Source organism: Bacillus sp. YP1, assembly GCF_000877815.1.
Classification (GTDB): Bacteria; Bacillota; Bacilli; order Bacillales; family Bacillaceae; genus Bacillus; species Bacillus subtilis.
Genome location: NZ_CP010014.1, coordinates 1,564,734 through 1,580,515, shown reverse-complemented (window position 1 = coordinate 1,580,515; position 15,782 = coordinate 1,564,734). Strand labels below are relative to the sequence as shown.

At 46.3% G+C, this 15,782-nt stretch carries 2 protein-coding genes (1 of these 2 only partly in view); both read right to left on the bottom strand.

Annotation, left to right across the window (positions count from 1 at the left end; translation table 11 throughout):
* Positions 1-22 precede the first annotated feature (22 nt).
* A complete protein-coding gene (gene pksM / locus QF06_RS07645; protein WP_003245093.1) occupies positions 23-12,811 on the bottom strand; it encodes a polyketide synthase PksM in 12,789 nt (4,262 codons plus the stop codon).
* A 15-nt stretch (positions 12,812-12,826) separates the two neighbouring features.
* Positions 12,827-15,782, bottom strand: the end of a protein-coding gene (gene pksL, locus QF06_RS07640; protein ID WP_080015524.1) for a polyketide synthase PksL. It continues 10,661 nt past the right edge of the window; only the last 2,956 of its 13,617 coding nucleotides appear in the window; its start codon lies beyond the right edge, outside the window; its stop codon occupies positions 12,827-12,829.

Below are 15,782 nucleotides of genomic sequence, written 5' to 3'. Positions count from 1 at the left end.
TCTGAAGGCATCGAGAATTTCTTTATGATTCATACGATTTACTCCCTTCTATGATGTTTTGCACACTCTTAAAATCCAATTTCCCTAGCGCCACCTCTTGCATCAATCCAATGATTTGCTCGTCTGTATACGTGCCCTTTATGTGATGTGCTGCTGCGCTATGATTTTGTTTTTCCGCTTTTAAGGCCAAATGGTCAGATAGAGCTTGGACTGTCTGACATTCAAGGATTTCCCGGCCGGCCATCTTCAGCTGCGTGGTTTTTTCGATATGCCGCATCAATTTTCGGCCAAGAATTGAATCCATCCCATAATCCAGGAAGTTTCTTTTGAAATTGATTCGATCCTCAGATATGCCCAATTCTCGTGCTAAAAATTGAACAATGATCTTTTGAATATGGGTTTTGCCATTCGGCTCGTCAATCTCTGTTTTCATATCTTGTGAATGCTGTTTAACGGCCTCTGATTGCTGAGTGCCTGACGAAATCCAATACCGTTCCCTTGCAAATGGATAACCAGGTAAAGAAACCATCCGAACGTCATCGCCATCATGAAGGAGTTCCCAAGGAATCTGATATCCTTTCACCCAGCATTCCGCGATGTTTTCCAAATTTCTTTCTTTTGCGAGAGCTTGCAGAACTGCTTCATCTTGTTCTTCTAAAATCCCTTCTGTATATCCTGTATAAAGGGATCTCTGTTGGCCTGATACCCCACCATTCTTCATTGCTTCCACATATTCCTTCAATTTTCGCACCAATTGCTCCTGATTGTTTGCAACGATCGCGAGCCTTGCTTCCATGGCTTTTCTCCCAACCTGAAGCGTATATGCCACATCAGGTAAAGAAAGGTTATGATTCTGCTCCAGATACGCAATCATGCGGCAGGCAGCATCCTGAAGCCGATCGTCATTTTGGGCTGAAATCACAAAGATCTGCGGTGACCCTTGATGCCGCTGTGTGGACGGCTGATCATCCGGAATGTATTCTTCAATGACTGCATGTGCATTGGTGCCGCTGATTCCAGTCGTGCTGATCGTTCCCATCCTCGGCTTCTGATTTTTCTTGATCCACGAACGGTTTTCTTTGCAAAGCACAAATGGGCTTTCTTTAAACGGAATATACGGGTTTTCCGATTCACAGTGATGAGTGGCCGGAATGATCTGGTTTTTCATAGCCATCAGCATACTGATTAAAGCAACCGTTCCTGACGCTGCAAATGTATGTCCGATTAAAGGTTTAATTGAGCTGATCATACAGAATTGCTTCTGCTTCGTATATTTGCTGAACACGCTCGTTAACGCTTGGACCTCAAGCGGATCACCAAGATTCGAGCCGGTACTGTGCGCCATCACATATTGAATATCGAGCGGATTGATTTCATTTTTTTCATAAATGTTTTCGATCAATTCTGCCTGGCTAAAAGGATTTGGCGCAGTAATGCCGTTGGTTTTGCCATCGTAATTCACGCCGCTGGCCTTGATGCAGCCATAAATATGATCTTTATCTTCAATTGCCTTTGATAATGGTTTCAAGAGAACAGCAGCCACCGCTTCACCTGGCACAAGACCATTGGCATCCTGGTCAAACACTTTGCATTGTCCGTTCGGAGACAGCATTTCGGCCCTTGTCAGCGCCTCAAAAGACATGTGAGAAATATTCAAGCTGACGCCGCCCGCTAAAGCCATTTCACAATCCCCCTGACGCAGAGCTGAACATGCCTGGTGAATCGCCACCAGTCCAGATGAACATGCTGCTGTCAAAGCCATATTAGGCCCTTTTAAATCCAATGCGTATGCGATTCTCGCAGACAATGTGGCGTTTTGTGTTCCGTTAATGTAATCCGTATCTCCGGTTAGATGCGCATATTCCCCTTCTTCCACACCTACATAAACACCGCAGGATTTTCCTTTTATCCGATCTCCCATATAGCCGGCGTCTTCAAACGTGTGCCATGCTTCCTCTAGAAAAATGCGCTGACGCGGGTCCATGCTTTCGGCTTCTTTAGGCGATATTTGAAAAAACAGCGGATCAAACCGGTCTATGTCCTTCAAAAATGCACCCCACCTTGGCACTGCTTTTTCTGGATCTCTGTTAGCTCTCCCCCAGTCCCGGCGTTCGCCCGGAATGTCAGAGATACACGATTTACCGTTTTTCAGATTATCCCACAGCTCATGGACCGAATCAGCTTGAGGGAACCTGCCGCTCATGCCGATAATGGCAATAGGCTCATCGTGAACCTGCCGAATGCTTTTTTTACTGGCTTCTGGTTCTAAAGCTACAGGAATTACTGCATAAGCTTCAGGGGGCTTTTGCGCCTCTGATGCATCATCCCGGTAAAATGCTTCAATCAGCTCTTTATGATCGGTTAAGAAAAAGCTGATCAATTCTTGTAAAGTTGAATAGCCGAAAAATAAAGCCGGTGTCACTTCGATGTTGAAATGCTTTGATAACACGTTCGAGAATTTAGCCAAATAGATCGAATCAAATCCGAAGTCGGCCCAATTTTTGTTCAAATTCAGCTTGTCCTTTGAAATCTTAAGCAATGTGTGAATATGCTCTTTCAAGTCGTGTTCTAAACGCTTTTCAATGCTTAGTGTTTTTACCTCATCCTTGTTTTCTTGTGCTAGAGGGGCTTGAGTGGCCGGTTCTGGAATAGCTGGTTCAGTCATTCCTAAAAATCTGCTGACACGGCTGGGCTGACCGGCTATCACGAGATGCTGAGCATCCTGCTGAGCTAGGATGTGCTCAAACATACGGATACCTTCCTCGGCTTCTAGGAAGCGTTGGCCGCTTGATTTCAGGTACATATCCGTTGTTTCCTCATCACCGATCTTCATTCCGCCATCCTTCCACACAGGCCAGTTGATGACAAACGTTTTACCGTTATGCAGCTCATTTCTGTATTGTGCGTAAGCCATCTGAAACCTATTGCCAATCGCATAATCACAACATCCAAAATCCCCTAAAACCGCAGAAGAAGAAGAAAAATAACACATAAAATCAAGGTCTTCATTTTTAAGCCATTCATCAAGCGCTATCGTGCCGTTGATTTTCGGTTCAATGATGCGCTGGAAGCTTTCGATCTTTTTGTCAAAAATAGCAGAGTCGCTCTCGATTCCGGCTGCATGAATAACACCGTTGATGGCACCGAATCGGTCTTTCCCTCTTTTTACGCAGTCTCCCATTGCGATAGGATCAGACACATCTGCTTCTGCATACATCGCTTCGCCGCCTAGATCCTTTAATTCTTTTATTTGCTTTTGCTTCTCATCATTAAAAGGCGACCTCCCTGTCAAAATCAGGTTTGCGGCATAGTTTTTGGCCAAATGCTTGGCAAATAAATAACCAAGCCCTCCTACACCGCCTGTAATCAGGTAAGTACCGCCAGACTTCAATTTGCTGTTGTCCGGTTGTATCGTTGTCTGTTCAATGTGATTTACATATCGTTTCAGATTCTGATACAAAACCGTTTGTTCAGTTGAAGCCTGTAATTCTGCCCAGACTTTACGTGTCCAATCATCCATCGATCCTTGTTCCGCGGGCTGAAAGATTCCAGTCACTTTTGTGTGCGGAAGGACAAGCCCGAGTGAACGTTCGAAGCCAATCCATGATTCCAGATAACTTCGGTCAAGACTATCTTCAAAACATCCTGCCAGCAGCAGCCGTGAAGGATGAAGCTTTGCTGCGGACATACCTTGTAATAGGTAAACAATACAGGAATGGTCCTTTATACAGCGCTTGTCTTCCATAGGCCACATATAGAGGATTGCATCTGGCTCTCCAAGTTCTTCTTTAATGCTCTGGAAGGCCTTTTCAAAAGTAACGGGTTCTTGCCGCACAATCTGGTAGCTATATTCAGACTGTTTGCTGTACACTTCGCCCTGTGATATAAAAATGACCTTGGTGTCTTGATCAACGTTTTTCAGGGCTGAAGCAAATGCGTTTTGCTTTTCTCTTTCAGTCAGAAAACAGATGAGCGTTTTGATACGTTTCGATGTGAGAGTCGCCGGCTCTTCTTTCCACACTTCTTGAAACGTCATAACCTTGAAAGGTTCTTCTGTTTGCTGATCATGATCCTGTTCTATAGACACCGGGGCCTTTGCCGCGCCTGGTGCCCAGTAACGTTCTTTTGCAAATGGATATGCCGGAAGACTGATCCGGACAGGCGTTTGGGTGCCGTACAGCATGCCCCAGTCGAAAGACAAGCCTTTCACCCAAAGATCCAGCAGTTTCGTGTATTTCCCTTTGCTCATCCATGCTTCTATGATTTTTTCCGTATCCTCATCCGCTGATAAGACTGCTAACGCTTTTTTGTTATCATCGATGCGATCCAGATACAGGCTGTCTGCTTTGTTTTCGATAAAATCGTTCAGCTTTCTCTCAAGATCCTCTAGTGATTCCGCTATAAAGGCCAGCCGTTCCTCCATTGCTTCACGGCCTGTTTGCAAGGTATAGGCGATCCTGATCAGGTCTGTTTCGCAGTACCTTTTTTGTTTGATGGCTGTAAGCAGCTGTTCCGCTTTTTCTTGCAAACGTTCCATGTTTTTGGCCGACAGCACAATCAGCGCTGGAGGATGGTCTTTCGGCGTTTGCGCCCCCGTTCTTGGAATATATTCTTCCAGGATGATATGGGCATTGGACCCTCCGGCGCCAAAACTGCTCAAGCCAGCGCGCCTAGGCACCTCTTGCCCGCCAATCACCGGGCGTTTCCATTCACCAAGTTGCTGCTGAACGACAAATGGCGTATGGCTGAACTCGATGTTCGGATTCAACCGCTGAGCATGCAATGATGGCGCAATTTGGCCATATTTAAACTGAAAAAGTATTTTTGTCAGCCCTGCAATTCCGGCTGCACTTTCACAATGGCCGATATTTGATTTGCTGGAGCCGATCGCACAAAACTGTTTCTCCTGCGTATCTTTCTCGAATGCTTTTGTTAACCCCGCTATCTCAATCGGATCTCCTAATGCAGTGCCTGTTCCATGCGCCTCTAAATAACTGATGGTTCGGGCAGGAATGTCGGCGCGCTCAATTGCTTCTTTAATCACCTGTGCCTGTGCATGAGGATTTGGAACCGTGTATCCATTTGTTTTTCCTCCGCTATTAATGGCACTTGCCTTTATCACACCGTAAATATGGTCACCGTCCGCTATTGCTTGCTGCAGCGGCTTTAACACAATGGCGCCTACGCCTTCACCGTCGACAAATCCATCTGCATCATCGCCGAATGATTTACATGTATCACTAGCAGAGAGCATATTCATGACAGATAAATTCTGATAGTGAACCGGGTCGACAACTAAATTGACACCGCCGGCAATGGCACAATCACTCGATCCGCTATAGATGCTTTCCAGCGCTAAATGAATCGCTGTCAGGGAGGATGAGCAGGCTGTATCGACTGCAAGACTCGGGCCTTGGAAATTCAGTAAATAGGATATTCTGTTGGCGATAGACCAATAGCCGTAGCCAGTCGGATAATTTTTGTTCATGACTCCGGCAAAGACGCCGATTTTTCTGCTTGAACAGAGCGAGTCAGGCGTGTATCCCGCGTCTTCAATACTTGCATAAGCGGTTTGCAGAAATAATCGCTCCTGAGGGTCCATTCTTTCTGCCTCAAGCGGAGAAATCTGAAAGAATAATGGGTCAAACTTGTCCATATCCTTGATAAATCCGCCCCATTTCGTATAAATTGATCCTTCTTTTCCTTTTTCTTTATCGTAATAAGCTTTCCAATCCCAGCGATCTTTCGGAATTTCCTCAATACAATTTCTTCCTTCTTTTAGGTTGTTCCAAAAGTCTTCTGCTGTTTCCGCCTGAGGATAGCGTCCAGAAATGCCGATAACGGCAACGTCACGGCTTGCAAGAGTGTTTGTCGGTGTTTCTTTCTCCCCGCTGAAGCCAAGCTTGCGAAAGCGCCGTGTTCTTTTAGCGGCCTGATCAGGTTTCTGTGAAGATTGGGTTCTGCTTTCGGCCGGTGTATGTTGTTGAACTTGACGGTCAAGACCTGTTAATTTCATCAGAGCTTCTGTTTTTGTTTTGATGAAATGCTCCACTAATGCGTCAATGGTCTGGTACTCGAAAAATAAAGTGCTGCTTACATGGTCAAATTCTTTACGCAATGTATTCGTCAGCTGGACAACAACGATAGAATCAATACCGTACTTTTCAAGAGGTTCAGATGACTCAATCTTTCCTGCAGGAATTTTCAACGTTTCCCCGATTAGTTTTTTCATATATTCTGTGCTTTTTTCTCTTAGGAGAGCATGTTTCGATTGTCCAGCTTCCTCTGAATCTATGGTATGAATGTAGGCTGGCTCCTGATTAGACGCTTGTGAAACAACCTTCTCCGGCAAGATCACATTTTTCATCATACGTCGAACCAGCCCGTTGCTTGAGGCTGCGACGATTTGGTGACTCAGATCATGTGCCGCCTCGGCCGGGAAAAAGACAGATTCAAAGCCTTCGCTTTCAAGTGCCGCTTTCCAGCTGTCAGGATGTAAGCCTGGACAGCCGGGAATCCGCACTGCAGGATCTTCATACAGCCACCAGCCTTCCAAAAGACCAAAGGTGATGTGAGGGAACAGGCTGTTTCCCGCCATTTCATTCAGCAGCAGCATTCCGTTGTTTTTCATTACCGCTTTTGTATGCCGCAGTGTTTGACGGATATTTTTTGTTGCGTGAAGGACATTAGCGGCAATGACGACATCATAGCCTCCCGCTTCAAATTCCTGCTGATCAATCGGTTTTTCCACATCAAAAAGCTGATATGTCAGGTACGGATTTTCCGCCCCATATTCCTTTTCTGCATGCAGCAAAAATGCTTTAGACAGATCTGTATAGCAATATTCATTGATGTGCTTTTGATATGGTTTCAGTTTTTCAAAGATTCCGGCACTCGTGCCGCCTGTGCCTGCGCCTATTTCCATAATGCGAATCGATGCCTCAGGGTCGTGCTTCAGACGTTCATCCAGATAAGCTAATAATGTATCGGCAAGCACTTTATTAAAATAGTCTGCCACTTGGTTATGCTTATAAATGCCTTCCACCAGTTCCATCGAGGAATGCGGGAACATGATATCTGTTGCAGGGACTTTCCCTGTCAAAATATCCGGTAATGCTTGCAGCATGGCCTCTGCTAATACAACCATCGCCTTTGTCTCGCTGTCTTTAAGCCACTTTTCTTTTTTCGCGTTCCATTCTAGCCAAAGCAGCTCGATATCCTCTGCTTGGTCCTTCCTCACCAATGAATCTCCAACTTTCTTAAGATAGCCATGCTGCAAGAGAAATTCGCTGCTTTGCCGAATCCATTTTCCATAAAATTCACGAGTCTTATATTGTTGAAGACGTTCAACCGATAATGTATAACCATCAAACAGCTCGGCTGTTTGCAGCTGTCCTAACAACAGCCTGTAAAGAAGATCATCAAGCTCTTCATGTGTCACTCTTTGAAATCGTCCCGTAGTCGGCAGACGCTCCATCAGGCTCTCTGCATCTGCTGAAGGTTGCTCTGGATAAAGAGTGATGAATTCATTCTGATTCACGCCTTCGACTGCTACAGGCTTTGTCGTATGAATGAAAGCTGTTTGGCTGACTGGCCCAGAAAGCAGTGCTTCCAGCGCCTTCATAGCCTCCGCGGGCTCAATTAAACCTAAGCCGATTTGATTCATGAGCTGTACATAATGTTCATCCTCAGCCGCTTCACTATTCCCCCAATATCCCCAGTTCATGACTTTTACAGGGCATGCCCAGCTCTGAGAAAGCTGGTGAGCAAAAGCATCTGCAAATGTACAGCCAGAGGCATAATGGCTTTGCTTCACATTTTTGATATGGGCTACAAGCGAAGAGAAGAATAAAACAAAATCTACATTCTCCTGGCGGAACACTTGGGCCATCCGAATACTGACATCGATCTTCGCCGCCAGTCCAGCGGTGAATTCTTCCGGCTTCATTTTTTCCAGGCTTTGCTCAAATAAAACCATCGCAGAGTGAACAATCCCGTGAATATGAGGATGACGTTTTTTCACTTGTTCATAAGCCTGCTGCAGTGAATGCTTATCGGCTGCATCGGCTGCAATGTAGAAAGGCTCAGGGCCAAGCGCCGAAAGTCGGTCTATTTTTGACTGGATGGCAGCATTAAGTTGACTTCGCCCAATCCAAACGATTTGCGCCTGGTAGCGGCGGATCATGTACTCACTCCACGCCTCTCCGATATACCCGGCTCCTCCGATGACCACATAGACTCCGCCTTTCCGATATAGCGTGTCGCCTGACAGTGAGGACCGATATGGGATCAATTGCTGCTGATGCCATTGCTGATTACGATAGGCCCAAGCATGGCCAAGGCGGTCAGCTGGGAGCGCAAACATGTGATTTACCGGCCATGTGCAGCCTTTTTCAAGATCGAGAAGACGGATTTTCCAGTGTGGATATTCCTTTGCCATTGTGCCGGCAAGCCCATGAATGCTTGCATGAGCGGGTTGTACTGCCTCATGTTGCGTAACCGGCTGCGCTTGGACGGTCACAAGAGACCATTCAAGTTGTTTCTCGCCATAGCCTAATTGCAGGCATGCTTTCACAAGCTTAAATAAGTGAAGAACAGCTTCTTCTTGTCCATCACTACCTATACTTCCCCGGTGTGACGGGGCAATCCACAATACATGGTCAATGCTTCCGTACGCTTGCAGTTTGTCCGCTATTGCCTCAATGTCATCTGCAGGGCGGATATCGACAAAGGAAATTTGCGGATAATGATGCTTTATGAAAGTCCGATCAGCTTCAGCAGCTCCGCATAAAACAGCTCTTTTACCAGCAAACGAAGCATTATCCTCCGCTTCTAGAGAGACTGGTTCCCAGACGGGGATCATCACCGTATGCCCGGTCAGCTGAGAATCAGTTAATAGTTGCGGCTTTGAATGCTGCTCTCCATCAAGTGCCCGCATCGAGGCACCCTTCATTCGCACACAAACACGTCCGTTCTCATCACATAAATCAATGTCATACTTTCTGACTTTGTTCTCCGCTTTACTGTCTGAACTGTATCGAATATAAGACCATATCTTCTCTGGACATGGGCTGAAAATATCAACCTCCTGTAACGCAAATGGAAGAGACAGCGTCTGAGCTTGTCCAGCGGCATTGACTGAGCTAACGATAAAACCGACTGTGGCATGGAACGCGGAATCCATCAAACTCGGGTGGAGCGCAAAATGCTGCTTGTCGTTTTTTAGAAAAGCGGGTAACGAGATTTTTGCAAGCAATTGATCTTTGCCGACATAGACTTTTTCAATCCCTTGATAGCCCTCGCCATAGTCAAGCCCAATCTTTCGAAACGCTGCATAGCATTGTTCTGACGTCACTGTGTCCAGGCTGCATTCTGTCTGTATTGATGAAAGGTTTAAAATGGAAGTCTCCGCTTCATCTGAAATGACAGCGCGACCTTGGCAGTGTATCGTCAGGGCTTCTTCTTTATGTTCAGAGCTGCTATAAATATCAAAGGAAATGTCCCCGTTATCCTCAGGAAAAAGGCCAATATGTATTTCTTTTGGTTCACTTTCTATCGTGATAGGACGCACCCACACAATGTCTTTAAGCGACACCACTCTTTGTTCGCCGTCCAGATCGCCTGCAGCTTTTTCCGCTGCTTCCCTTGCCATTTCTAAATAGGCAACGCCCGGCAAAATTTTCTGTCCCTGTACAACATGATCTGACAGGAAAAATTCCGTGCCTGTAAATACAGAGCTAAAGCGCTGCTCAGTAAAGTCTGATGTATTGCGGTGCACCAGCGGATGTAAGATATGATTCACAGTGCTGGTTTTCATTTCAGGAACCGAGATCCAGTAGCGCTCCCTTGCAAACGGATAGGTCGGAACACTGATCTTAAGCGGCTTGCGATCGCCGTATAGGTCGTCCCAGGTGACCCGCTTTCCTTGAACCCATGCTTTCGCCATTTCCATCATTTCACTGTCTCTTATCAAATTGTTATTCAGCGCATTTACCGATGCTAGCCCAGCCGCCTCCTGATTCTCCTTGGCTCGTCCGGTCCAGCAGCCCTCGATCTCTTCTTCGCCATTGGCAAACGCCCGAAGTTTAGCCGTTAAATCTTTTATGTCTTTTACAATGAAGGCCGCACGCTCCTCCATTTCAACCCGTCCTGCCTGCATGGTATAAGCTAACGCTAAAAGATTGACGTCCTCGCTAAGAAAATCAAGAAGTTTAAGAGCGTAAGCCTGCAGACGATCTTTGTTTCTCGCAGACAAAGGTATCACTATTTCTTCATTTTTCGTTAAAATCGTCTCTGAATGGCTCTCTGCCGGAATATATTCTTCCAAAATAAGATGCGCATTTGATCCTGAAGCGCCAAACGAACTTAAACCGGCACGGCGGGGATATGTGACGTCCACCCCGTTTTCTGTAAAAGATGGCTGCTCCCATTCCTTTGTTTCATGCTGGACAAAAAATGGGGTTTGATCAAGCTTCAAATAAGGATTCAGCTCTTCTGAATGTAATGACGGCACCAAGGTTTTATGATGCAGCTGCAGGACAGTCTTCGTTAAGCCGCTAATGCCGGCTGCAGCTTCAGCATGGCCAATATTTGATTTCACAGAACCGATTGAACAGAATTGCTTGTCCTGCGTATTGCGGCTGAAAGCTTTTACTAACCCCTGTACTTCAATCGGATCTCCCAATGAGGTGCCAGTGCCATGGGCTTCAACATAGCTGATGGTGCGCGGATCAATTCCTGTTTTTTCTAGACATGCTTCGATTACATCAGCTTGAGCTACCGGGCTCGGTACTGTAATTCCGCTTACTTTTCCTACATGATTTATCGCACTGCCTTTGATGACAGCATAGATTCGGTCACCGTCCTGTTCAGCTTTTCGCAGCGGTTTTAGCAATACTGTGCCGACACCTTCTCCAGATACGTAGCCATCCCCGCCTTTGCCGAAAGTATGGCAATAGCCGTCACTTGAGTGCATCCCTACACTGCCATAGCTGATATATTTAGCCGGATGCAGTGACAAATTGACGCCTCCGGCAAGCGCGGCCTCGCATTCTCCATTCCGGATGCTCTCTATTGCCAGATGAACCGCAGTTAATGAGGAAGAGCAGACCGTGTCCACCGCCATGCTTGGGCCGTGGAAATTACAATAGTAAGAGACCCTGTTGGCGATTTGCGCATAATTCAGCGATAAAGGAAATGGATTGTGTTCTGATAGAGCTTCAGCTCCTATAAGAGAATAGTCCTTATGCATAACGCCGGCAAACACACCGACATGCTGTCTTTTATTTTCTCCCTGCGGTGAAGCAATTGTCTCTGGTGTATAACCCGCATCTTCAATAGCTTCCCAGCACGTCTCTAAAAATAAGCGTTCCTGAGGGTCCATCATTTCCGCTTCACGCGGAGAGATTCTGAAAAATTGAGGATCAAAGCAATCAGCCTCCTCGATAAAGCCGCCCCATTTCGAGAGCGGCTTGCCTGCAGGTGAATCCAGTCCATCGCTTTCTTTCCATTCCCAGCGTGAGTTTGGAATCTCTGTGATGCAGTCGGTACCCGCTTTAAGCTGTTCCCAAAATTCCTGTATATTTTTCGCCTTAGGATAGCGTCCCGCCATTCCGATAATGGCTATGTCCTCCCCGATCTCTGGTGAAGAGGTAACACCATCAATTGGTGAAGGAGATTGGCGGACAGCATCGTCCGCCTCTCCAATTGAATAGTGATCAGCAAGATGAGCAGCTAGTTCTGCAATTGTTGTAAATTCAAACAGCAGTGTCGGAGCAAGATCCGCCCCAACCTTATCTCCAATTTCCTGAACCACGGTAAGCAATGACGAAGAATCCAGACCAAGCTCATAGTACCCAGCGTGGATATCCATTTGTTCTGCCGGCCTTTCAAGCTGCTTAGCAAGCAGCTGACGCAAATACATTTCAAATGCGGGATAGTCCCGACTGATGTTCTGAGAGACAGCAGCTCTTTCTTCTTGAATTTCTTTTGCAGAATGAAAGGCTGACATATTCCGTACAGACTTGCCTGCAAATTGTTTCAGCTCGGCCACTTTTTGTCCTGCTGAATTAAAATATTCAATCGTCATATAAGTGAGTTCTTTCTTTTGGCGCACAGATGAGGAGAGGATCCGTGCTGTACATCCTTTTTGCAATCGTTCTGAAGCAGAAAACGATTCATAATACAATGGCAGGTACATCGTTTGATCTGAGATCAGGCAGCTTGAACCTATGCCGCTGCCGTCAATAAGCGTCGGATGAAACAGAAAAGCATCAGAATGACGCAATGCTTCCTGTCCGACTGCTAAATCAATTACAGCCCCCTCTTTGGCTTCATAAATCTGTCCTTCCGCCTTCATCATGCCGGTATGCACTAACTCTTGAGATCGGCATTGTTCATAGATTTCATCTAAATTCAGAATCCTGTCAGCTGTACTTTTCCACTGATTAAGGTCTATTGATTCGGCAAAAGCGGTTTGCTCTTTACGATGCATGTCAGCAGTCACATATTGTCTCTTGTCAGATAGTGATTCTCCATGCTGTTTTTGTCCGTCGATGATGATGGACCATGTCCCTTCCTTTCTTTCAGACACGTGAATGGTCAGGGCAATGTCATATGACTCATCTGCGATCAAAGGGTAAAAAATGGTTAGGTTTTTTAATTCAAGCTCTTGGTATGCATAACCATGTTCCTGGAATACTTGGTAGATTAAATCTATATAAGCAAGGCCGGGTAATAACGCTTGTCCATATACCTTGTGGTTGGACATGATTGGATTATTTAATGAAATGTGCAGTTGTTCAGTTATCATTTTCCCACTCCTCTCTTATTTGAAAGTTTTCCAAAACATATCTTTAGAAGCCCCTGTGTCTGAATGCACTTTTTTCTGCACGTTTTGAGCTGATGGTTTGATTAAAACGGGCTGCCTATTTAATTCCGGCAAAGGCAGAGGTTTTCTTCTAATTGGACGCTCAGCCGAGTCTCTCCAACCTTCTATAATGAGATGGGCGTTCGTTCCGCCATCTGCAAAACAATTAATTGCCGCAGCCGGCGTTGTCTCCTTCCACTCGGCTTGCGATCTGCTGAAATACAAATCTGTTTTTTCTATATCAAAATACGGCATATTTTCATTACCTGACAGGAACGGAACCAATTGTCTATGCTTCAGCATTAAAGCTACTTTAATCAGGCTCGCAATTCCCTCTGCACATAATGGATGGCCGATGTTAGGTTTCACCGATCCCAGCCCTAACGGAGCCTTTGATTCAGAACGGTAAATGGACTGGATTGCCTTTAATTCAAGTAAATCTGTTACTGCCGACCCCGATCCGTTCGCTTCGAGATAGCTGATCTCTTCAGTCTTTTTGCCGCTTTTTTCAAGCGCTGACAGCATGACGTCCTTTTGTGCCTCGAGATTCGGAGATGATGGGCCTGCCGTTCTTCCGTCATTATTAATCGCAGCGGCTTTAATGACTGCATATATGGAATCTCCGTCTTCAACCGCTTGGTTGACGGTTTTGACGAGAACCATGCCCACGCCTTCTCCTAAAATGACACCGTCTGCCCGCTTATCAAAAATATGGAATGACGGTTTGTCACATAAAAGTCCGCGCTCATGAAACATTCGATGCGCATCAGCATCAAGCAAACTGACGCCGCCTACAACCGCTGCCTCAATATCTCCGCTTCGCAGAGCCTGAATGGCCATATTCAGCCCCACCAGTGCAGAGGAACAAGCGGTATCCAGGACAATACTCGGTCCCTTCAAGTCAAAAAATTGTGAGATGTTAGCCGCTAAATAGTTTTGTCCACCAGCGACTATCGGATTTTTTGCTTTTGAAAGACTGGCCGGATCAGGCTTGTGCTGGCTGCGGCCTCCTATATAAACACCAGCCCTCATGCCTTTCACTTCTTTCTCTGTATAACCCGCGTGATACCATAGCTTCAAGCTTTCCTCCAATACAGCCAAAGCTTGAGGGTCCATCGCTCTGACATCGCTTTCGGACATCATGAAGAAATCATGATCAAATCGGTTCATTTCATCAATGAGGCCCGCGTAATTCGAGCTGGAGTTCCCGAATCGTTCAGGCGGAACAGGCGCAATCGCAGACCGTCCATCACGTATTAAATCCCAGTATTCCTCTAGGGTTTCTGCTCCCGGGAACCTGCAACTAAGACCGATGATAGCGATGTCCTCAGCAAGAAGTGCCGTTTTTTCATGGCTTATCTGTTGCGGCCGCTGTTCTGGCACCAGCTTCTGTTTCATTGCTGATTGCGGCTTGAGAGGTGTCTGTTTCTCAGGAACAGATGGCTGTAAAACAGCTGATATGTCATATTTCGAAATGAGCCAGTGTGCAAAGGATTCTATTGTCGGGTATTCAAACAAGATTGACGGATCAATATCTCCATTTAATTGTTGGTTCATCTGCTGTACCAGCTGGGCCAATATAATCGAGTCGATTCCGTATTCTTGGAAAGGTTCATCCGTTTCAAAGTCTTCTGCAGCTATTTTCAGTTCATCTGAAAAAAGAGTTACGAGCCAGTCGACTGTTTCAGGGAACAGGTTGCGAGTGCTGGTTTGCTCTTTCGTCTCAGGATGCGAGAGAGCTTCGACAGGCAATGACGGCTGCATCAGCTTATCCGGCTTCCAAACGTTTGTATCTGGTACTGCCGGCAGCACGACAGCATACTGTCTGTCTGATAGAATCTGGTCAAGCAGCTGTAATCCCTCGTCGTTTGTCAAACTGATCAATCCAGTTTGTTCTAAAGCTTTGCTTCGAACCTCGCCTAAACCGGTCTCCTTCCAGTTAGGCCACTGAATGCTTACAATGGGACATTTATCTTGATGAGCCTCCGCAAAATAATCCATAAAAGCATTTGCCATCGCGTAATCAGCTTGTCCTGCTGCTAGTGCAGGGATGGCCGCTGATACTGATGAAAACAAGGTGAAAAACGCCAATGGTTCATCTTGAAGCAGGTCAAACAACGTTTGCAGACCTTCGACTTTCGGTTCAAGCACCTGTCCGATCTCTTCTAGTGATTTTCTGATAAAAGCCGGGTTTTGTTTGTTCACCATCCCGGCACAATGGATGACTCCGCCAATCGCCCCCATTGTTTCGTGTATTGTCTTCAGGCTCTGTTCGACAGCAACCCTGTCTGTGAGATCCAGAGACAGCACCTGAACTTGCGCACCCATGTCTTCTAGCTCTTGAACGGCTTTTATTTTCTCGGCAAGCGAGGAAATTTTTACCGAATTCCACTGGTCACGCGGCGGAAGCTCTTCACGGCCGATAAGGACCAGCCGCTTAACGCCGTATGTTTTCACAAAATGCCGCGCACACAGCAAGCCGAGACCTCTTGTCCCGCCTGTAATAAGCAGGACTTTGTCTGTTGAAAACGATACTTGCTTATGACTTAGAGCGGCTTCTGCTGGCTGCTCTGTCAAATATGCGCGATATCGCTGTCCGTTTCGATAACAGACTTCTGATTCTGTGCTCTTGGCATAATATTCAACTGCAATCAGTCTGGCCAGCTCCTCATGAGAGGCTTCGCATTCCATATCTGCATGTCTTGAAGTAAGATGGCTGTACTCACTTTGAAGCATGCGGTATAAACCGGCCCGTGAAGCACCAGACAAAAGAACACCCTCATTTGCGTAGGCCTCCAGCCCCTTTGTTACACCCAAGACCGTCAAATGATGCTTGCTTGCACGTCCTTGCTCGATCAGCTTTTGGAGCCAGTTTATCCAGCCCATAGAATGCTCATGGCTCGTTCCGCACCCG